Here is a 21,479-nt window from a genome sequence, read left to right as displayed (position 1 = left end):
CCGCGACTCAGCCGAAGACGGCCCGCCAGAGCGCCAGCACCGCGTCGCGCTGCGGCGCAAGCGCCTCGGCGGCCTCGCCGTCGAGCGAGGTCGACTGCTCGTTCAGCCGCGCCCGGTGTTGCACGCGGCGCAGCTCGCGGTACGCGTCAGCGGCTGCGCGGCCCACGTCGGCGGGCAGCAGTCCGAACGACTCGGCGCGCTGCAGCAAGGCGATGTTGCCGGCGTTGGCCAGCAGTTCCGGGTGCTGCGCGGAGTGCGCCAGGATCAGGTACTGCAACGCGAATTCGGCGTCGACCATGCCGCCCGGGCTGTGCTTGACGTCGAAGAAGCCGGCGCGCACGGTCCGCGCGGCGCGCAGCTTCTCGCGCATCGCGACGACCTCCTCGCGCAGCGCCGCGGGATCGCGCGGCGCGGTCAGCACCGCACGGCGCGTGGCCTCGAAACGCTCGGCCAGCGACGCGTCGCCGGCGCAGAAACGCGCCCGCGTGATCGCCTGGTGTTCCCAGGTCCACGCCGTGTTGCTGCCGCGCCCGCCCTGGTAGTTCTCGAACGAGGACAGCGAGGTCACCAGCAGCCCCGAGTTCCCGTTGGGCCGCAGCGCCGTGTCGATGTCGAAGAGCTCGCCGGCCGCGGTCCGGATCGTCAACCAGGTGATCAGCTTGCGGATGAAGGCGCCGTAGATCTCGGCCGCGTTGTCGTCCTCGTCGTCGAAGAGGAAGACCAGGTCCAGGTCGCTGCCGTAGCCCAGTTCCTTGCCGCCCAGCTTGCCGTAGGCGATGACCGCCAGGCGCGGTGCCGGGCGGTGTTTCTGCTTGAGGCGGTCCCAGGCCCAGTCGAGCACGCATTGCAGCGTGGCATCGGCCAGCAGCGACAGTTCGTCGGCGACCTGCTCGACGCTGATCTGCCCTTCCACGTCCCGCACCAGGGTGCGGAAGACCTCGGCGTGATGCGCGCGGCGCACGCTGTCGAGCAGCGCATCCTCGCTCGCCTCGCCGTGTTCGGCCCAGGCGTCGTGACGCGCCTGCAGGTCCTGGATGAAGGCCGGCCCGTCGAAGCGCTCGTTCAGCAGCCGCGCATCGGCCAGCTCATCGATCACGCCGGGATGCTGCATCAGGTAGCGCATCGGCCAGCGCGCCAGTCCCAGCAGGCGCAGCAGCCGGCCTTGCACGGGGGGGCGTTCGACCAGCAGCGCCAGGTAACTCTCGCGACGCAGCAGCGGCTCGATCCAGTCGACGAAGCGCTGTGCCGCGTCCATCGTGCACTCGCCCTGGCGCACCGCCTGCGCCGCGCGCCCGACCAGCTTGGCCAGCCGCAGCCGCGATTCCTCGCGCAGGCTCTGCACGCGCGGCTGCTGGGCCCAGCGGCGCACATTGCCCGCCAGTTCGGCAGGCAGCTTGTCGAGGAATTCCTCGCTGTCGATCGGCAGCGGCGGCCCGCCGCACATGCCGTTCCTGCAATTGCCCTTGCCGCCCGGCGCGACGCCGTCGTGCAGCAACGCGTCGAACTCGGTCGCCACCAGCTCCCGCACTTCCATCAGCTTGTCCAGCAGCGGGCAGGCGTGGCTGTTGCAGGTCAGGTTCAGGCTGCGCGCGATCCAGCCGATGTCCTCGTCCGCCGCGGGCAGGCAGTGGGTCTGCTGGTCGTCCAGGTACTGGATGCGGTGCTCGACGCGCCGCAGGAAGTCGTAGCCCTGGGCCAGCGCCGTGGCGGTCTCGGGCTTCATCAGGCCGCGCGCGGCCAGCCGCGTCAGCGCCTTCAACGTCGAGCGGGTGCGGATCTCCGGGAACTGCCCGCCGCGCACCACCTGCAGCAGCTGGACGATGAACTCGATCTCGCGGATGCCGCCGCGCGACAGCTTGACGTCGTTGGCCCGCTCGGGCCGCCCGGCGGCGCGGCGCTGGGCCTCGTCGCGGATCTTGCGGTGCAGCTGCCGCAGGCCTTCGAAGACGCCGTAATCCAGATAACGCCGGTAGACGAAGGGCGTCACCAGGCTGCGCAGCTGCATCGCGCGGCCGCTCTTGACGCTCTCGCGCGGCGCGACGATGCGGCTCTTCAGCCACGCGAAGCGCTCCCATTCGCGGCCCTGGACGAGGAAGTACTCCTCCAGCATCGCCATGCTGACGGCGGGCGGTCCGGAGTTGCCGTTCGGCCGCAGCGCGAGGTCGACGCGGAAGACCTGACCATCCTCGGTCACGTCGCCGATCAGCGTCGACAGCCGCCGCGACAGCTGGGCGAAGTATTCGTGCGCGGAGATCTTCTGGCCGCCGGCGCCGTTGCCTTCCGTCTGGCCGTCTTCCTCGTAGACATAGATCAGGTCGATGTCGGAGGACACGTTGAGTTCGCGCCCGCCGAGCTTGCCCATGCCGACGACCCAGAAGTCGATGTCCTGGCCGACGGCGTCGCGTGGCGCGCCGTACTGGGCGTCGAGTTCGGCGCGGCAGGCCACGACGCCGATGTCCAGCGTCACCTCCGCCAGGTGCGTCATCGCCTGCGTCACGTCGGTCATCGGGGCGCCCTGCTCGACGTCGAGCACGGCCAGCCGTTCCATCACCAACTGGCGCATCACGCGCAGCGCGGCGGGCAGCGGGCGCCCGGCTTGCCGGAGCCGGTCCACGACGGCACGCATCGTGACGTCGTCCGGCAGCCCGGGCGGCAGCAACGGCAATTCAGCCGCGTAACGGCGGCGGATGCGCTGAACGAAACGGCTGTGGTCCGCGGACGCGGCGGGCGTCGTGGCGCCTGCCGGGTTCGAGGTTGCCGAGGCAACTGAATCCATCGGTAAAGAATGCTCTCGCTGGCTCATGGCCGGAATGGCTGTGCTAGATTCGGCGACCGCCGTCCACCCTTACATGTCTTCGTCCGCCGCCACCAGTCCTGACTCCGGTTCCGCGGTCGCGAAACGACGCTGGTGGGCACGTTGCGCCCTCTGGCTCGGTCTGGCTTCGGCAGGGGTTTTCTCCCTGCTGATCGCGGCCTGGCTGGCATTGCACTGGGCGATTCTGCCCCACATCGACGACTGGCGACCCGAGCTCGAAAAGCAAGCCACCCAGGCATTGGGGGTACCCGTGAAGATCGGCGCCATCAGCGCCAAATCCTCGGGCTGGATCCCCACGCTGGACCTGCGCGACGTCCGGATCACCGACGCCGCCGGCCACGAAGCCCTGCACCTGCCGCGCGTCAGCGCGGCGCTGTCGCCGCGCTCGCTGCTGGCCCTTGAACTGCGTTTCTCCCAGCTGCTGCTGGACAGCCCCGAGCTGCTGCTGCGTCGCGATGCCAAGGGCCGCGTCTTCGTCGCCGGCCTCAGCGTCGACGGTCCGTCCGACACGCAGGCCTCCGACGACGCCGCCGACTGGTTCTTCGAGCAGCATGAATTCGTCATCCTGCATGGCCGCATCCGCTGGGTCGACGAGCTGCGCGCGGCGCCGCCGCTGGAGCTCTTCGACCTGAACCTGGTGCTGCGCAACGGCCTGCGGCGCCACCGGCTGCGGCTGGACGCGACGCCGCCGGCCGGCTGGGGCGAGCGCTTCACGCTGCGCGGCGAATTCACGCAATCGCTGCTGGACCGCCCCGGCGACGTGCAGCGCTGGAGCGGGCAGCTCTTCGGCCACCTGCCGCGCACCGACGTCAGCGAGCTGCGCCGCTACGTGGACCTGCCCTTCGAGCTCAACGAAGGCGACGGCGCGCTGCGCGCCTGGCTGGAAGTGGATCGCGGCGAGCCGCGCAGCCTGACCCTGGACATGGGCCTGCGCGCGGTGAAGCTGCGCGTCGCGCCGGGACTGCCGGAGCTGGCGCTGGCCAAGATCGGCGGCCGGCTGGTGCTCAAGCAGACGCCGCAATCGCTGTCGCTGGAGGCCAAGGGGCTCGGCTTCCAGGCGGGCGACGGCCTCGACTGGCCGCGCTCGGACTGGCTGCTGGACGTGAAACGCGACCCCAAGACCGGAGCGCTGACCGGAGGCGACTTCCAGGCGCAGCAGCTGGACCTGACCCTCGGGGCGCAGATCCTGGCCCGGCTGCCGCTGGCCGAGTCGCAACGCCAGCTGATCGCCGACATGAAACCCGGTGGTCTGCTCAACGCGCTGCAGCTCCACTGGGAGGGCACGCTCGACGCGCCGCGCAGCTACCGCGCCAAGGGACAGCTGCAGGGCCTGCACCTGACGGCCGCGGCGCCGGAAGCGCCTGCGGATCCGGGCTCCTCGCCGCCGACCGGCCGGCCCGGCGTCAGCGGCGCCGACCTCCAGTTCGACGCCAACGAGCAGGGCGGCACCGCCACGCTGGCGATCAACAACGGCGAAGTGACCTTGCCCGGCGTCTTCGAAGAGCCGTCCCTGCCGCTGAAGCAGGCGCAGGCCACCCTGCGCTGGCAGGCGCAGCGTCCGGCGCCCCTCGGCGGCAAGCGCGCGCCGGCTCCAGCCACAGTGCTGCCGACGACGCTGCCGTCTACGGTGAAGCCGGCGGTCAGCCCGCTCGCGGCGGCCTCGATCGCGACCGCGGCGTCGGCCCCCGACGAGCCCCGCACGCGCTGGTCGGTGCAGTTCAACGGCGTCCGGATCGCCAACGACGACCTGCGCGCGGAGATCGACGGCGCCTGGCAGAGCGGTGACGGCAAGCGTCCGCACGACGCGGGCAAGCTCGACCTGACCGGCCGCATCGACGAGATCAGCGCGCCGCGCGTGCTGCGCTACCTGCCCGCGTCGATGGGCCACGAGGCGCGACGGTATGTCCGCGACGCAATCCGCGACGGCACCGTCCACAAGATCCAGGTGCGGCTGCAGGGCGACCTGCTCGACTTCCCCTTCGACGCGCCGCGCAGCAAGGGCCAGTTCCGCGTGTCCGGGCAGGTCCGCAACCTGACGCTGGCCTATGTGCCCAGCCACCCGGCCGACGACGAGCATCCGGCCTTCCAGTCCCCGTGGCCGGCGATGGAGCAGCTGGACGCCGAGCTGATCTTCGACCGCGCCGCCATGAGCATCCGCAACGCCAAGACGAAGCTGATGGGCGTGGAGCTGTTCAACGTCCAGGGATCGATCCCCGACCTGTACCACCATGCGCCCGTTCTGGAAATCGACGGCCAGGCGCGCGGCGCGCTGGTCGACGGGCTGCGCTACGTGAAGAACTCGCCGGTCGCGGCGCTGACCAGCCACGTGTTGGACAACACGACCGCCACCGGTCCGATGGCGCTGAAGCTCAACCTGCGGCTGCCGTTGATGCACATCGACGACACGACGGTGAAGGGCCTGGTCACGCTGACCGGCAACGACGTGCGCATCCGGCCCGACACCCCCTTGCTCGGCCAGGCGAAGGCGCTGGTGAGCTTCGACCAGAAGGGACTGCAGATCCGCGGCGGGCAGGCGCGCGTGCTGGGCGGCGACGCCACCTTCGACGGCGGCAGCCAGCCCGACGGCTCGATGCGCTTCGCGGCGCTGGGCACGGTCACGGCCGAGGCGCTGCGCAACGCGCCCGAACTGGGGCTGCAGCAGGTCGCGTCGGTGATGACCGGACAGACCTCGCTGCGCTTCGAGCTGGGCGTGCTCAAGGGCGGGCAGACGGAGGTCACCGTCACCAGTCCGATGCAGGGCATCGCGGTCAACCTGCCGGCGCCGATGCACAAGTCCGCCGACGAGACCTGGCCCCTGCGCATCGCGACGCGGGCGATCGCGGCGCAGGCCGGCACGCAGCGCGAGGAATTGCGCGTCGAGGCCGGCCCGGTGCAGGCGCTCTACCAGCGCGACGTGACGACGCACGAGGCGAAGGTCCTGCGCGGCGCTGTGGCCGTGCGCGAGAAGCTGCCCGAGCTGCCGGCGCAGGGCGTCGTCGCCCGCGCCACCTTCGACCAGTTCAACGCCGACGCCTGGCAGACCGCGTTGCCGGGGCTGACCGGCGGGAAGGAAGGCACGGCGCTCGACAGCGCGACCGACGGCATGGCCGACGGCGGGTACGCGCCGTCGCAGCTGACGCTGAAGGCGCAGACGCTGCAGGTGGCGGGCCGCACGCTGAACGCCGTCACCGCCGGCATCTCGCACGACAGTGGCGCGGGCTGGCGGGTCTCGATGGACGCTCAGCAGCTCAGCGGCCTGATCGAGGTGCGGGCCGCGAAGCCCAACCAGCCGGGCCGCGTCTATGCCCGGCTGTCCCGGCTGTCCGTGCCCCGCAGCGACGTCGACGGCGTCGAGCAGTTGCTCGACAAGCAGCCCAAGTCGGTGCCGACGCTGGACATCGTCGTCGAGGACTTCGAGCTGCGCGGCAAGCGGCTGGGCCGGCTGGAGATCGACGCCCAGCAGCAGAGCGACGCGCGGGACTGGCGTCTCGGGCGGCTCGTGCTCAAGAGCCCGGACGCGACGCTGAGCGCGTCCGGCAAGTGGGCGCCGGAACCCGGCCAGGCGCTGCGCCGCACCGAGCTCGACTGGAAGCTGGACGTCGCGGACGCCGGCAAGCTGATGGAGCGCCTCGGCCAGGGCCAGGTGTTGCGCGGCGGCAAGGGCGAACTGACCGGCCAGGTGGCCTGGCAGGGCTCGCCGCTCTCGCCGGACTACGCGAGCATGAGCGGTCAGTTGAGCGTCGCGATGGAGAAGGGCCAGTTCCTCAAGGCGGAGCCCGGCGTCGGGCGGCTGCTGGGCGTGCTGAGCCTCCAGTCCATCCCGCGGCGGCTGATGCTGGACTTCCGCGACGTGTTCTCCGAGGGCTTCGCCTTCGACAATGTCACCGGCGACATCCGCATCGGCAAGGGCGTGGCCCGCAGCGACAACCTGCGCATGAAGGGCCTGCAGGCCGCGGTGCTGATGGAAGGCAGCGCGGACCTTGCCGCCGAGACCCAGGACCTGCACGTGCTGGTGCTGCCCGAGATCAACGCCGGCGGCGCCGCGCTCGCCTATGCGGCGGTGAACCCCGCGATCGGGCTGGGCGCCTTCCTGGCGCAGTGGCTGCTGCGCAAGCCGCTGGCCGCGGCCAGCAGCGAGGAATTCCGCGTCACCGGCACCTGGTCCGATCCCCGCATCGAGCAATTGCCGCGCCGCGCCCAGCCGCAGGGCAGCTACAACAGCACGGCCGCCCCGCAAGGAGAGACCGCCCCATGAGCACGCCATCCACCGCCTCCCCCAGCGCCGGGCCGCGCGCCGCCGCCCCGGTCACCGTCGCCGCGATCCAGATGGTGGCCGGCACCCGGCTGGAGGAGAACCTCGAGCGCGCCCGCCACTGGATCGGCGAGGCCGCCCGGCAAGGCGCCGCGCTGGTATCGCTGCCCGAGTACTTCTGCCTGATGGGCCACAAGGACACCGACAAGCTGCCTTTCGCCGAGCGGCCCGGCGACGTCGCTGCGCCCATCCAGGGCGTGCTCAGCCGCGCGGCGCGCGAGCACGGCGTGTGGATCCTCGGCGGCACGCTGCCGATGGCCATCGACGGCGCGCCGGTGCCGGCGGAGCGGGTGCGCAACACCACCTGCGTCTTCGCGCCGGACGGCTCGCTGACGGCGCGCTACGACAAGCTCCACCTGTTCTGCTACGAAAACGGCCGCGAGCGCTACGACGAAGCCCGCGTGCTGGAAGCCGGCGAGGCGCCCGTGACGGTCGACGCGGCGATCCCCGACGGACCGACGCTGCGCTTGGGCCTGTCCATCTGCTACGACCTGCGCTTCCCGGAGCTGTACCGCGCCATGAGCTTCGGCGGCGAGCGGCCGCTCGACCTCATCAGCGTACCGGCCGCTTTCACCTTCACGACCGGACAGGCGCATTGGGAGCTGCTCCTGCGCGCCCGCGCGGTCGAGAACCAGGCCTATGTCATCGCCGCCGCGCAGGGCGGCACGCATGAGAACGGCCGCCGCACCTGGGGCCACAGCATGATCGTCGACCCGTGGGGCGAGGTGCTCGCCTGCGTGCCCGAGGGCGAAGGCCTGGCGGTGGCCAGGATCGATCCGGCGCGCATCGCGCAGGTGCGCGAGCAACTGCCGGCGCTGCAGCATCGGCGGCTCTGAGCCTCGTCCCCGGAGCCTCGGACACTGAGCCCCGAAAGCGGTCCACTTCGGGCGATCGACGCCCGCTTTGCGGAGGCAAGATGCCCGGCATGATCGACCGTCGCCCCGCTCCTCTCCGTTCCGCGCTGGCCCTGCTGGCTGCCGCGGCGTGCGCCTGCGCGCTGCTGGCGGGATGCGGCACGCCGGCACGGCCGCTGGAGTCCTCGCTGACCGACATGGAGTCGTTGCAGCTGCGTTCGTGGATCAGTCCGCAACTGCGGCGCAACATCGATCTGCTGCCGGTCACCGGGGGCCAGGAGACCTCGATGTGGTGGGGCAGCCGCATCAACGCGATGACCTTGAACCAGACCTACCAGGAGTCGCTGCGGCGCCTGGGGCTGATGCCGGACGTTCCCGACACCGGCCGCTACCAGTTGCAGGTCGAGGTCCTGGCGCTGGCGCAGCCGAACGTGCCGGTGCTGCCCGAGGTCGCCCTCTCCGTCCGCTACACCCTGACGGAACGTGCCGCCGGCGGCGGCAAGGTGCTCTATCAGCGGACGCTGCGCACGACGCAGAAGGCCGGCCTCGACGACAGCCTGAACCCGAGCGAGCAACTGCGCATCGCCACGGAGTCCGCGCTGCGCAACAACATTGCGGACCTGATCCGCGAGCTCGCCTCCCTCGCTCTTCCAGCGTAGACAGTCCTCGGTAGCAAAACCGGGGCAGTACGGAAGTGGTTGGGGACGGTGAGGCGTGGGGTTTCGGACCTTGCGTCCGGGGCCCCATGCCTCGGCGGCCAACGCCCGAACCGCCGAAGGATATTCGCCCAACACCGAAGCGGCCCCCGGGCATGGACGCTGAAAGCTCCCTTCCCGTTATACGAATTCAGCAGATTCCCCACCCCGGCATATGCATATAAGCATTGATTGCTTGCCAAACGCCGGGTAATCCCTAAGCATCACGGTTTCCGCCCCAAAGAGAGGCGCACGACGGCAACGGGTGTCACCTGCCGCTAGCGTCCTTCATTTTTCCGTGATCGAACTTCAAAGCCTGCACAAATCGTATGACGTCGAGGGTCGCCGCGTTCTGGCGCTCCAGGGCGTGGATCTGAAGATCGAATCGGGCGAGGTGTTCGGGATCATCGGCGCGTCGGGCGCTGGCAAGAGCACGCTGCTGCGGGTGATCAACCTGCTGGAGCGGCCGGACAGCGGCCGCGTGGTGGTGGCCGGCCAGGACCTGCAGGCGCTGGACGCCGCCGGCCTGCGTGCCGCCCGGCAGAAGATCGCGATGATCTTCCAGCACTTCAACCTGCTGAGCTCGCGCACCGTCGCGCAGAACGTCGCCTGGCCGCTGCGCATCGCCGGCTGGGAGGCGGCCCGGATCGCCCCGCGGGTGCAGGCCTTGCTGGCCCGGGTGGGTCTGGCCGACCAGGCCGACAAGTACCCCGCGCAGTTGTCCGGCGGACAGAAGCAGCGCGTCGGCATCGCCCGCGCGCTGGCGCTGGACCCGCAGGTGCTGTTGTGCGACGAGGCCACCAGCGCGCTCGACCCCGAAACCACGCGCTCCATCCTGGACCTGCTGGCCGAGCTCAATGAAGAGCTGAAGCTCAGCATCGTCCTGATCACGCATGAGATGGACGTGGTCCGCCGCGTCTGCGACCGGGTCGCGGTGCTAGAGGGTGGCCGCATCGTCGAACAGGGTCCCGTCGCGCAGGTCTTCCTGCATCCGCGCTCGGGCACCGCGAAGCGCTTCGTCCTCGCCGCAGAACACGTCGACGAAGGCGAGCAGCGCGACGACTACGCGCATGTCGCGGGCAGTCTCTGGCGGCTGACCTTCTTCGGCGAACGCACCTACGAGCCCCTGCTGGGCGAAGTCGCCCGTCACGCGAATCTGGACTTCGGCATCCTGGCCGGCCGCATCGACCGGATCAAGAAGCAGCCCTATGGACAGTTGACCATCGCCGTCAGCGGCGGCGATCACGCCGCGGCGCGGCAGCTGCTGGCCGAGCGCGGCGTGCAGGTCGAGGAGCTGCGCGCATGAGCCTCGCCACCCCCCCTTCCCTGCTCGACACGCTGAAGGCCATCGACTGGCCCGAGATCGCCACCGCCGGCGGCGACACGCTGCTGATGCTCGGCGGCTCGCTGCTGTTCACCGCGCTGCTCGGCCTGCCGCTGGGCATCGCGCTCTACCTGTTCGACCGCGACCGGCTGGTGTCCTCCCCGAAGGTGTACACGCTGCTGTCCTTCGTCGTGAACGTGCTGCGTTCGCTGCCCTTCGTGATCCTGCTGATCGTGCTGATCCCGTTCACGCTGCTGGTCACCGGCACCTCGCTCGGCGTGGCCGGCGCCATCCCGCCGCTGGTCGTCGGTGCGACGCCCTTTCTGGCACGCCTGGTCGAGACCGCGCTGCGCGGCGTCGACCGCGGCATCGTCGAGGCCGGTCTCGCGATGGGCGCCAGCACACGCCAGATCGTGTGGCAGGGCCTGCTGCCCGAGGCGCTGCCCGGTCTCGTCTCCGCGCTCACCGTCACCGCCATCACGCTGGTCGGCTACACGGCGATGTCCGGCGTCATCGGCGGCGGCGGCCTGGGCGATCTGGCCATCCGCTTCGGCTATCAGCGCTTCCAGACCGAGGTCATGGTCGTGACCGTCGTGCTGCTGCTGGTGCTCGTGCAACTGCTGCAGATGTTCGGCGACTGGCTGGTGACCCGCGTCTCCCATCGCTAGTCACGTCGACCCGCACCCCGCCTCCCCCTTCCATCGCCGGGCGCCCCAAGCAGGCGCGCGGCACCGTTCCCTCAGAGGAGTTCTACCCATGAAGAAGCTGTTCACCGCCGCCGTCGCGGCCCTGTCCCTGGCGGCCGCCGGCACCGCCGCCGCCGAGAAGCTGACCGTCGCCGCCACCGCGGTGCCGCACGCCGAGATCCTGAACCTCGTCAAGCCCGAGCTGGCCAGGCAAGGCGTGGAACTCGAGGTCAAGGTCTTCACCGACTACGTCCAGCCCAACGTGCAGGTCGCCGAGAAGCGCCTGGACGCCAACTTCTTCCAGCACAAGCCCTATCTGAACGAGTTCAACAAGGGCAAGGGTACGCACCTGGTCGCCGTCGCCGCCGTGCACGTGGAGCCCTTCGGCGCCTACTCGACCAAGCACAAGACCCTGGCCGCGCTGCCCGAGGGCGGCACCGTCGCCATCCCCAACGACCCGACCAACGGCGGCCGCGCGCTGCTGCTGCTGGACAAGGCCGGCGTGATCAAGCTCAAGGACAAGGCCAACATCCTGTCCACGACCAAGGACATCGCCGACAACCCGAAGAAGCTGAAGTTCCGCGAGATCGAGGCCGCCACGCTGCCGCGCATCCTGCCGCAGGTCGACCTGGCGCTGATCAACACGAACTACGCGCTGGAGGCGAAGCTGAATCCGTCCAAGGACGCGCTGGCGATCGAGGGCGGCGAGTCGCCCTACGCCAACTGGCTGGTCACGCGTGACGACAACCAGAACGCCCCGGCCGTGAAGAAGCTGGCCGCCGCGCTGCAGACCGAGGCGATCAAGCGCTTCATCCAGACGCAGTACAAGGGCGCGGTCGTCCCCGCCTTCTGATTTCCGGACGCTCCGCTAAACGCCCCGCATTCGCGGGGCGTTTGCATTTGCGGGCGAGTAGTCGCGCATTTGTGCCGTATGACGAACGCCGCTTCTTGGCACCATGGCGCCCTCCTCCCATGCCCGGGTCGTGCGCTCGCGCGAGCGCACGACCTGCCCCCTCCGTGTCCGACCTCCTCGCGGTCCTGCCGCAGTTCTTCCTGTTCCGCGACGGCGCCCCGACGCTGCTGCTCACCGGCCGCTACGACTGGCCACTGGTGCTGCTGTCGCTGGCCGTCGCCTCGCTGACCTCGGCGCTGGCGCTGCAGGTCGCGGGCGTGGCCAAGCCGGCCAAGGGCTGGCGCCGCCAGGCGATCCTGGCCACCGGCGCGCTGGCCCTGGGCGGCGGCATCTGGTCGATGCACTTCATCGGCATGCTGGCGTTCGAACTGTGCGCGCAGGTCGCCTTCGACGCCCACATCACCGCGATCTCGATGGTGCCGGCGGTGATCGCGTCCTGGGTCGCGCTGGCCTTGCTGGCCCGTCACCAGCTCAACGGCTGGCGGCTGGTCGTCGGCGGCGTGCTGGTGGGCGCCGGCATCGGCACGATGCATTACACCGGCATGGCGGCGATGGAGATGTCCCTCGCGCTGCGCTACGACCCCGTCTGGTTCGCCGCCTCCATCGTCGTGGCGGTGCTGCTGGCGATGCTGGCGCTGTGGATCCGTTTCGGCCTGGCCGGCCGGATCCACCGCCACTGGGCGATCGCGCTGGGCGGCCTGGTGATGGGCTGCGCGATCGCCGGCATGCATTACACGGCGATGGGCGCGGCGCGCTTCGTCGGGCTGGGCGACGGCCCCTGCAACACCAGCGTCGAGAACGCGGGCTGGCTCGCCCTGGCCGTGACCGTGATGGCGCTGGCCATCAGCGCGATCACCGCCGGCGCCAACGGCCTGCTGGCGCTGCGCCGTCTCAACACCGACCTGATGGACGAGCGCCGCCGCATGCTCACGATGGAGCAGGCGTTGCGCGACAGCGAGACCAAGTACCGCACCGTCATCGCCAACAGCCCCGGCGTGACCTTCCGCTGCCGCATGGACGAGAACTGGTCGATGCTGCTGATCAACGACGCCGTCGAGGAACTGACCGGCTGGCCCGCGCAGGACTTCCTGGAGGGCCGGCAGCATTTCGCCGCCTTGATCCACCGCCACGACCAGGAGCGCGTGAACGCATCGGTCGAGACCGCCGTGGCCGCCGATGCGCCGTATTCGATCGAGTATCGCGTCCACACCCGCGAAGCCGGCGAACGCTGGGTGTCCGAGCGCGGTCGCGCGGTACGCGACACCCGCGGCGCGGCGCAGTGGATCGACGGGGTGATCCTCGACATCACCGAACCCAAGCGCCTGCAGCGCCAGCTCGAGGAAGCCAAGGAACGCGCCGAATCCGCCGCCGCGGCCAAGAGCGCCTTCCTGGCCAACATGAGCCATGAGATCCGCACGCCGATGAACGCCATCCTCGGCTTCACCGAGCTGCTGCTGGACACCACCCTGACGGACTCGCAGCGCCGCCATCTGACGACGGTGCGGGGCTCCGCGCGTTCGCTGCTGTCGCTGCTCAACGACATCCTGGACACCGCCAAGCTCGACAAGGGCGCGATGGAACTGGAGGTCGTGGACTTCTCGCTGCGCACCGTCTGCGAGCAGGCGCTGGACTCGCTGCGGCTGCTGGCGCAACGCAAGAACCTGGCGCTGCACCTCGACTATCCGGGCGCCGAGCCGCGCTTCTTCAAGGGCGACCCGCTGCGCGTGCAGCAGGTGCTGCTGAACCTGGTCGGCAACGCCATCAAGTTCACCGAGCGGGGCGTGGTGACGCTGCGCATGCGCCAGGAGGGCGGACAGATCCACCTGGCCGTCATCGACACCGGCATCGGCATCGCCGCGGACCGGCTGGACCGGATCTTCGACGCCTTCGCGCAGGCCGACGCCTCGACGACGCGCCGCTTCGGCGGGACCGGGCTGGGCACGACGATCTCGCGCCAGCTGGTCGAGCGCATGGGCGGCCGCATCACCGTCGAGAGCGAGGTCGACCAGGGCAGCACCTTCCACGTCTGGCTGCCGCTGCCGGCGGGCGACGCCGCGCGCGCCGAGTCCGACGCGACCGAGGTGGCCGTGACGCTGCCGCCCCTGCGCCTGCTGGTGGCGGACGACGTGGCGCAGAACGGCGAGCTGCTGCAGATCATCCTGGGCCGCGAGGGCCATCAGGTCACGCTGGCCTCGGACGGGCTGCAGGCGCTGAAGGCCTTCTCCGACGAACGCTTCGACGCGGTACTGATGGACGTCCACATGCCGGGGCTGGACGGGCTGGGCGCGACGCGCCGGATCCGCAACTTCGAGCATGCGCAGGGTCGCGGCCACACGCCGGTCGTCGCGCTGACCGCGAGTGTGCTGGAAGAAGACCGCCAGGCGGCGCTGGCCGCCGGCATGGACGGCTTCGCGGTCAAGCCGCTGGACCCGGCGCGGCTGTTCGCCGAGATCGCCCGCGTGCTGGGCCTGACGCCGGGCCGCTCGCCGGCCCTCGCCGGTCCGGTGCCGACGACGCGCCATGCGATCGATGCCCGCGTCGCGGGCGCGATGGCCGGCCCGCTGGACTGGCAGCAGGGCCTGCGGTTGTGGGGCAGCGTGACCGCGTGGCAGCGCGGACTGCGCCGCTTCGCCGAGGAACAGCGCGACGGCGTCGCGCGGCTGCATCAGCTGACGCACAGCCGGCAATGGATCGAGATGCGCGGGCTGGTGCATCGCTGGCGCGGCGTGGCCGGCAGCCTGGCGATGCCGGCACTGCTCGCCGCGGCGCAGCCGGTCGAATCGGCGCTGCGGCTGGGCCGGCAGGAAGATCTGATGGCGCTCGTCGACACGCTGGCGATGGCGCTGCAGCACACGCTGGACGCGATCGTGGAGCTGGACGGCACGCCGTCGGGCTTTGCCGCGAGCGCGCCGATGCCGATGGCGGAGCCGTCGGCCGCGGCGGTCGCCGTGGCGCAGGAGATCCGCGAGAAGAAGACGCTGATCGATCGGCTGGCGGCGGCCCTCAAGCGCAGCGAGCTCGACGACGAATCGCTGGCCGCGCTGCGCACCGCCTTCGGCGCCGAGCGCATCGCGCCGCTGGCGCAGGCGCTGGACGACTTCGACTTCGACGCGGCGGTGCTGCTGCTGCAGTCGCTGCGCAGGCAACTGAGCGCCGCCTCGTCGGCGGCCTCGGGCGCGCGAGGATGACGACGTGATCGCCGACCACCGCCCCAAGCTGCTGCTCGTCGACGACGAGCCGGCCAACCTGCAGGTGCTGCGCCACGTGCTGCAGGACGACTACCGGCTGCTGTTCGCGCGCGACGGGCAGAAGGCGCTGGAGCTCGCGAAGAGCGAGTCCCCGCAGCTCATCCTCCTGGACATCATGATGCCGGGCATGTCCGGCCTGGACGTCTGCCGGGTGCTGAAGTCGCAGCCGGCGACGAAGCGCACGCCGGTGATCTTCGTCACCGCGCTGGCCGATTCGAGCGACGAGACCGAGGGCTTCGAGGCCGGCGCGGTGGACTACATCGCCAAGCCGGTGAGCCCCCCGGTCGTGCGCGCGCGGGTGCGCACGCACCTGTCGCTGGTGCGCGCCGACGAGCTGCGCGAGACGCGGCTGCAGATCGTGCAGCGGCTGGGCCGCGCGGCGGAATACAAGGACAACGAGACCGGCTGGCACGTCGTCCGCATGAGCCATTTCGCCCACCTGCTGGCGCTGGCCGCGGGCTGGACCGACCGGGAGGCCGACGATCTGCTGCATGCCGCGCCGATGCACGACGTCGGCAAGCTCGGCATTCCGGACGCGATCCTGCAGAAGCAGGGTCCGTTGACCGAGGCCGAGTGGACGGTGATGCGCCGGCACCCGGCCATCGGCGCCGAGATCCTCGGCGACCAGACGACCGGACTGCTGGGCCTGGCGCGCCGCATCGCGCTGACGCACCACGAGAAGTGGGACGGCAGCGGTTATCCGGAAGGACTGGCCGGCGAGGCGATCCCGCAGGAGGCCCGCATCGTCGCCATCGCCGACGTCTTCGACGCGCTGACCAGCATCCGGCCCTACAAGCCGGCGTGGCCGATCGAGCGGGCGGTCGAGCACCTGCGCGCGCAAGCCGGCCGGCACTTCGATCCGGCGCTGGTGGAGCTCTTCATCGGCGTGCTGCCGCAGGTGCTGGAAGTGCGGGAGCGCTTCCTCGAGAGTTGACCCCACGCCTGAGCCTGAGCCTGAGCCTGAGCCTGGGTCGGCGCGCGCGGAATCTCCGGGCGACGTCACGGTCACTCGACGAACCTGAGCGTCCGCGTCGGCAGATCAGTGCCGAGATAGGTCCACCAGAACGTGTCGCCGGCGTCCCTCGGCAACAGCCAGTAGCGCTGATCGCTGTCCAGTGCCTTCAAGCGGAAATACTCGACGCGATTCGAGTACGGGTTGGCATGGATGAAGACATCGCCGACGGTGCCCCGGAAATCGTTCTCGCCCCAGGCATGAACCGGCGTCGTCGCCTGCAGCTTGTCCGGCAGATCCGTCCCGAGGTATTCCCAGTGGAGGTTGTCCGTCTTGCCGGGGGAGAAGTACCAGTAGCGGCCCTCGCAGTTGAACGCCGCCAGCCGGAAGAACTCGACATCGCCGTTGTACGGGTTCTCGTAGACATGGATGTCGCCGAGGGTGCCGCGGTGATCGTTGTCGCCCCAGCGGCCGGTGCCCAGCACCTGCCTCGCCAGCTGCACCGCGTCGTCGCGCATCCCCCGGGCCATCAGCGTCCTGTAGACCCAGGGCCAATAGGCGCTCAGCCGCGGATGCACGACCGTGCCCGAGACGGTGCTCACCAGCCATTCGCCGACCTGCCGGGTCGCGAGGATGGCGCCGCCCCGGTCGCCGGCATCGATGGGCGACACCGCGAACCGGCCCCAGCCGGCCGTGTGCCCGGTGAGGCCCACGATCAGGTCGTCGGTGTCGCTGTCGCTGAACGCCAGCCCGCCCTGAGTGGCGGGCGTCTCATAGAGCGACGCATGGAGGCCGCTGGCCGCCGACTGCCAGAAGTAGCTGTAGGGGAAGAAGAAGTGCCGGTAGAGGTCATCCGAGGTCCTCCAGGCGCGAATCCCGGCAAAGGATCGATGGATGAGGGGCATCTCGGTGTCGGCCACATACCTCGTCCTGCGGCGCGCGGAGGTCCAGACGCCTCCGGGATCGTGATCCTGGCCGTAGACCGCCAGGGTCGTCCTGATGCGTTCGCCGGTCATCGGCACCGGATCCGAGAGCAGCCGCTGCTCGAGGCGATAGCTGGGGATGGGGACCGTGGTCGGCATGCCGCCGCCGAACGGCGCGTCGAACAGGACGAGCGCCACATCGCCCAGCGGCCCGAGCTGACGGGGATGCGTCACCGCCACGCCCGTCTGCCATTGATCCGTCCCGCGGTGACGGAAGCTGTGGTGAGGCCAGCCCTCGACGCAGCGTTGCGCCGTCAGTGCGACGCGCGGCGTGATGAGCGTCGCCGAGCAATGCATGTTGCTGAGCAGCCAGGCGGGCGGCATCTCGATGTGGGCGCCGCTGTTGACGCCGGTGGTGACGCTGGCGCCGACGCCGCCCGCGCCGGTCAGCGGCAGCATCGCGAGCAGCCAGCGGGCAAGGCCACGACGGGGCCGGGACAGACGATCATTCATGAGGCACTCCACCCCTTCCACACCGGAAGGGTCTGGCCATTCTTCGAAGTCGGTCGCGCCGGCCCAATGAGCTTGAGCCGGACCGCGACCCGCGTCGACCGACCGGGGTCAGGTCTCCTCCCGGTCGAGGTCATGGCACGGTGGCATCCTCGGCAGGGATGTCGTCGACTTCCGGCGCGCGGCCCGACTGCGGCGCGCGCCAGCCCAGGACGCGCCAACGCGTCGGCAGCGCGGTGCCGAGCGGCTCCCACCACGGATCGCTGTCGTTCCCGATCCTCGGCAACCACCAGTAGGACCCTTCCGGGATCCGCGCCTTCAGTCGATAGAAGCTCGTCGCGCCGGTCCGGGAATCCTCGCTCTCGAAGATTTCGCCCGGTGCTCCGCTTTCGGCATTGCCGTTCCACGGCAGCCTGGCATCCAGGACCTGCCGCGCCAGATGCGCGGCATCGGCCCGCAGTCCCTGAGCCAGCATCACCCGGTGCACCTCCGGCCAATGCAGCGCCAGACGGGGATGCAAGGTGCCCGGCGCGGCCACAAGACCCACGAGCGCCCCCGGCAGGTAGTACTCGTCCACGGGCGAGGCGCGCGTCGCCATCAGGCCGGCGCCCTGGTTGGCGCCGATGAAGGGCGCGTCGAGCACGGCCGGTTGACCGGGCAAGGGCATCGGGCGGCCGGTGCGGGTGATGCCGTCCGCCGCCGTTCCGACCAGCGGGATCAGCCAGCGGTCGGCGCGCAACACGTCATCGCGGCCGTGCAAGGCCGCCGTCACGTCCGGGCCCAAGGTGTCCACGCCGCTGACAGCCGTCCCGGGAGCAGCGTCAAAACGCGCCGGTTCAGTCTTCCTGTGGAAGGCCAGCGAGCGGTAGGTCAGCGGCACGTTCACCTCATCGCCGAATCGAAAGCCCGAGCCCATCACGCCGTGATAGCTCCGGATGAACATGGGCGTGTCGGTGCGATCGGCCCGCGTCGGCGTGGGTCCGTAGGCATAGAGGCGCGTGCCCTCCCACCGGGCGGGGCTGGGCGCGGCCGGATCGCGCAGCAGTTCCCGCTCGCGCCGATAGCTCGGGATCGGCGCGCCGGTGGTGCCCAACGGCTCCCAGGACTGGGGTTCGTCCAGCAGGATCAGTTGCAGTCCTGCCGGAGGCGCGTGGCTCAGCAGGCGATCCTCGATGAGGCGCCCGCTCAACGGCCGCCGATTGACGCGCTGCGTGAGCTGCACGCGTCCATCGCCCGCGGGGGACAACGCGCCGACGGCGCAGGCGTAGGTCGTCAACGCCACGCGCGGCGAGATCTGCGTCGCGGAGCAATGGTCCCGCCCCAGCACCCACAAGGGCACCTGGTAGAGCGTCGCGGACGGCGCGGGACGCCGCGGTGCGTCCGCGGCCGCCTCGGCGGCGAGGATCGTGCCCAGCAGGGCGCCGAGCATCCAAGGTCCGCGTCCGCGGCGGAGGCCGGGGCGCCTGGCGTGGGAGATCGGGCCGGCGGGCCCTCGACAGCAGGAAAGGATCGACATGACGGTCTCCAGCCCTTCGACGACAGGAAGGGCCAGGCCATTCTTCGAAGACCGCCCTCGCGGCTCAATGACCGCGAGCAGGGTCACCTCGGCCCTCGACTGCCCGGCATCGGGCTCGCCGGCCCCAGGTGTGCCGATGTCGTGCGCGCGACGGATGCGGCGGTCCGCCGTCCGCCCGACGTGATTCCCCGTCCTTTCCCGCGGCGGTTATGACCCGCCCTCACAAGGTGATGCTCGCAATCCCCAGTCGCCTCGGCCCGGCGCGCGCGGGGCCGGAATAATGCGCGCCCATGGTGCTCAACTTCATCTGGATCGGGTTCTTCCTGATCGGCTTCGCGGTCGCGCTGGCGCGGCTGGTCCAGGGCGACCTGACCATCTTCACGCAGGTGCTGACCGGCATCTTCGACACGGCCAAGACCGGCTTCGACATCTCGCTCGGCCTGGTCGGCGTGATGAGCCTGTGGCTGGGCCTGATGAAGGTCGGCGAGAACGCCGGCGTGATCCAGCTGTTCGCGCGGGCGATGGGCCCGTTCTTCGGCCGCATCTTCCCGGAGGTGCCGCGCGGCCATCCGGCGGGCGGCTCGATGGTCATGAACTTCTCGGCCAACATGCTCGGCCTGGACAACGCCGCCACGCCGCTGGGCCTGAAGGCGATGAAGGAGCTGCAGGAGCTCAACCCGCGGAAGGACACCGCCAGCAACGCGATGGTCATGTTCCTGGTGCTGAACACCGCCGGCATCACGCTGATCCCGACCACGGTGATCGCGATCCGGCAGGCGATGGCGGTGGACCAGGGCCTGGTCGGGTTCAACGCGGCCGACATCTTCCTGCCCACGCTGATCGCCACCTTCATCTCGTTCATGTCGGGGCTGATCGCGGTGGCGTGGGTGCAGCGCATCAACCTGTTCAGCGTGCCGGTGCTGGTGTTCGTCGGCGGCTTCATCGCGATCATGGCCGGCGTCTTCGGCTGGCTGCACAGCTACCCGCCGGAGGTGATGTCGCAGTACATCGGCGTGCTGGGCAGCGGCGTGATCCTGAGCATCATCGTGATGTTCGTCGCCGTCGGCGCGTGGCGCCGCATCAACGTCTACGAGTCCTTCGTCGAAGGCGCCAAGGAGGGCTTCGGCGTCGCGATCCAGATCATTCCCTACCTGATCGCGATCCTGGTGGCGATCTCGGTGTTCCGCACGACGGGCTGCATGGAGTTCGTCGTGCGCGGCATCGCCGCCGGCGTGGGCGCGCTGGGCCTGCCGACCGACTTCGTCCCGGCGCTGCCGGTCGGGCTGATGAAGACGCTGTCGGGCAGCGGCGCGCGCGGCCTGATGGTGGACGTGCTCAAGACCTACGGCGTCGACAGCTTCGAGGGCAAGCTCGCCGCGATCATCCAGGGCTCGACCGAGACCACCTTCTACGTGCTGGCCGTCTACTTCGGCAGCGTCAACATCAAGAAGACCCGCTACGCGCTGACCTGCGGCCTGTTCGCGGATTTCGTCGGCCTCGTGGGCGCGATCGTGGTGGGGTACTGTTTCTTCAAGTGAGGCGGCGCCCGCATCACTCGACGCGATCGCGCCCGTTCGCCTTGGCGCGATAGAGCGCCGCGTCGGCACGCGCGAGCAGCGCGTCCAGGCTGACATCCCCCGGCAGCGCCCAGGCCACGCCCAGGCTCGCCGTGCACGGCGGGATGCCGGGTTCCGGCGCGTGCGTCGCGAGCGCGGCCCGCACGCGCTCGGCCGAGGCATGCGCGGCCTCGGCATCGGTGGACGGCAGCAGGATCACGAACTCCTCGCCGCCATAACGACCGAGCCGGTCCGTCACGCGCAGTTGCTCACGCATCACCGCCACCGCGCCGGCCAGCACCCGGTCGCCGGCCTGGTGACCGTGCCGGTCGTTGACCAGCTTGAAGTGGTCGATGTCGAGCAGCAGCAGCGACAGCGGCTGCCCGTAGCGGCGCCAGCGATCGAATTCCTCGCCGCCGGCCTGCAGCAGCGCGCGACGCGTCAGCGCGCCGGTCAGCGCGTCGCGGGTGGCGAGCAGCTCGAATTCCTCGCGCACGCGCTCGCTGGCCATCAGCAGCACGCCCACGCTCAACAGCAGCACGCTGAAGCAATAGCTCGCGATGTAGCTCGTCTGCACCGCCGTCATCGCGAAACGCGAGGACTGCGCGCCATCGACCCAGAACGTCGCCAGACCGCGCAGCACCAGCACGGCCGCCTGCAGCAGCAGCGTCGCGCCGATCAGGCGCGCCGCGAAACCGCGGCCGTCCCGCAGGACCAGCCGCGCATGCGCCAGCACGCAGGCCGTCATCGTCCCGGTGAACACGACCATGCGCACGCGGTAGTCCGGCCAGACCAGGAACCAGGTCAGCACGGCCAGGCTGAGCAGCGCGATCGCGCCCCACAGGCGCCAGGTCACGCGCTGTCCGAAGAAGCGTTGCGAGCCGAAATAGAACAGGCCGCACCCCGTGAGCAGCAGCACGTTGCCGGTCTGCGCCACCAGGAATTCCGGCAGCAGTCCCTGCAGCGCGTAGACGCCGGCGGCGAGCGCGCAGGTCATCGGCGCCAGCGCCCAGGGCAGCAATCCGCGGATCGTCGGCGGATAGTTGCGCCGCACGCCGAGCAGCACGCCGCCCATGATCGCCGCCATCAGCGCGGTCATGACGGTGATCGAGCGGGGATCGAGCTGCATGTGCCCGCCAGTGTAGGGGGCGCCCGTGACGGGACCTCGGCCGCCT

The 21,479-nt window shown here is 70.5% G+C and carries 13 protein-coding genes; 9 read left to right on the top strand and 4 right to left on the bottom strand.

Annotation, left to right across the window (positions count from 1 at the left end; translation table 11 throughout):
* Window positions 1-7 precede the first annotated feature (7 nt).
* Window positions 8-2,776 carry a bifunctional [glutamate--ammonia ligase]-adenylyl-L-tyrosine phosphorylase/[glutamate--ammonia-ligase] adenylyltransferase gene (gene glnE / locus AC07PR_RS25565; protein WP_483108030.1) on the bottom strand — a complete coding sequence of 923 codons (2,769 nt, stop codon included), beginning with the start codon at window positions 2,774-2,776 and terminating at the stop codon, window positions 8-10.
* A gap of 25 nt (window positions 2,777-2,801) precedes the next feature.
* Here glnE and AC07PR_RS25560 point away from each other — a divergent pair, with 25 nt between their 5' ends.
* The 8 genes from AC07PR_RS25560 to AC07PR_RS25525 all read left to right on the top strand — a co-directional run bounded on the left by AC07PR_RS25560 (window position 2,802) and on the right by AC07PR_RS25525 (window position 15,781).
* A complete protein-coding gene (locus tag AC07PR_RS25560; protein ID WP_495136967.1) occupies window positions 2,802-7,070 on the top strand; it encodes a YhdP family protein in 4,269 nt (1,422 codons plus the stop codon).
* Window positions 7,067-7,963, top strand: coding sequence for a carbon-nitrogen hydrolase family protein (locus AC07PR_RS25555; RefSeq protein WP_495136966.1), 897 nt, complete (start codon window positions 7,067-7,069; stop codon window positions 7,961-7,963). Before AC07PR_RS25560 ends, AC07PR_RS25555 begins: the two co-directional genes overlap by 4 nt.
* 89 nt (window positions 7,964-8,052) lie before the next feature.
* Complete coding sequence (locus tag AC07PR_RS25550; protein ID WP_495136965.1) at window positions 8,053-8,640, top strand: hypothetical protein; 588 nt, start codon at window positions 8,053-8,055, stop codon at window positions 8,638-8,640.
* 334 nt (window positions 8,641-8,974) lie between these two features.
* Complete coding sequence (locus AC07PR_RS25545; RefSeq protein WP_377159560.1) at window positions 8,975-9,982, top strand: methionine ABC transporter ATP-binding protein; 1,008 nt, start codon at window positions 8,975-8,977, stop codon at window positions 9,980-9,982.
* Window positions 9,979-10,668, top strand: a complete 690-nt coding sequence (locus tag AC07PR_RS25540) for a methionine ABC transporter permease (protein WP_495136964.1) — start codon at window positions 9,979-9,981, stop codon at window positions 10,666-10,668. The genes AC07PR_RS25545 and AC07PR_RS25540 overlap by 4 nt, the downstream gene beginning before the upstream one ends.
* An 88-nt stretch (window positions 10,669-10,756) precedes the next feature.
* Complete coding sequence (locus AC07PR_RS25535; RefSeq protein ID WP_495136963.1) at window positions 10,757-11,539, top strand: MetQ/NlpA family ABC transporter substrate-binding protein; 783 nt, start codon at window positions 10,757-10,759, stop codon at window positions 11,537-11,539.
* Window positions 11,540-11,703: 164 nt separating this feature from the next.
* Window positions 11,704-14,787, top strand: a complete 3,084-nt coding sequence (locus AC07PR_RS25530) for an MHYT domain-containing protein (protein ID WP_495136962.1) — start codon at window positions 11,704-11,706, stop codon at window positions 14,785-14,787.
* A gap of 4 nt (window positions 14,788-14,791) precedes the next feature.
* Window positions 14,792-15,781 (top strand): HD domain-containing phosphohydrolase, encoded by a 990-nt coding sequence (locus AC07PR_RS25525; protein ID WP_377159554.1) that lies wholly within the window; start codon window positions 14,792-14,794, stop codon window positions 15,779-15,781.
* Window positions 15,782-15,852: 71 nt separating this feature from the next.
* Here the strand turns inward: AC07PR_RS25525 and AC07PR_RS25520 are convergent, their stop codons facing one another.
* Both AC07PR_RS25520 and AC07PR_RS25515 read right to left on the bottom strand, forming a co-directional pair.
* Window positions 15,853-17,235: a hypothetical protein gene (locus tag AC07PR_RS25520; protein ID WP_495136961.1), complete on the bottom strand. Its 1,383-nt coding sequence runs from the start codon at window positions 17,233-17,235 to the stop codon at window positions 15,853-15,855.
* Window positions 17,236-17,365: 130 nt separating this feature from the next.
* Window positions 17,366-18,661, bottom strand: a complete 1,296-nt coding sequence (locus AC07PR_RS25515; protein ID WP_495136960.1) for a hypothetical protein — start codon at window positions 18,659-18,661, stop codon at window positions 17,366-17,368.
* Between the two features lie 377 nt (window positions 18,662-19,038).
* Between AC07PR_RS25515 and AC07PR_RS25510 the strand changes: the two genes are divergently transcribed.
* Window positions 19,039-20,286, top strand: coding sequence for a nucleoside recognition domain-containing protein (locus AC07PR_RS25510; protein WP_495136959.1), 1,248 nt, complete (start codon window positions 19,039-19,041; stop codon window positions 20,284-20,286).
* Between the two features lie 13 nt (window positions 20,287-20,299).
* Here AC07PR_RS25510 and AC07PR_RS25505 read toward each other — a convergent pair whose 3' ends face one another.
* Window positions 20,300-21,433, bottom strand: coding sequence for a GGDEF domain-containing protein (locus tag AC07PR_RS25505; protein WP_483108039.1), 1,134 nt, complete (start codon window positions 21,431-21,433; stop codon window positions 20,300-20,302).
* Window positions 21,434-21,479 lie beyond the last annotated feature (46 nt).

Source organism: Roseateles sp. GW821-FHT09H11, from assembly GCF_059415845.1.
The sequence above is the reverse complement of the archived record's forward strand: the minus strand, read 5'-3'. Positions and strand labels throughout refer to the sequence as shown.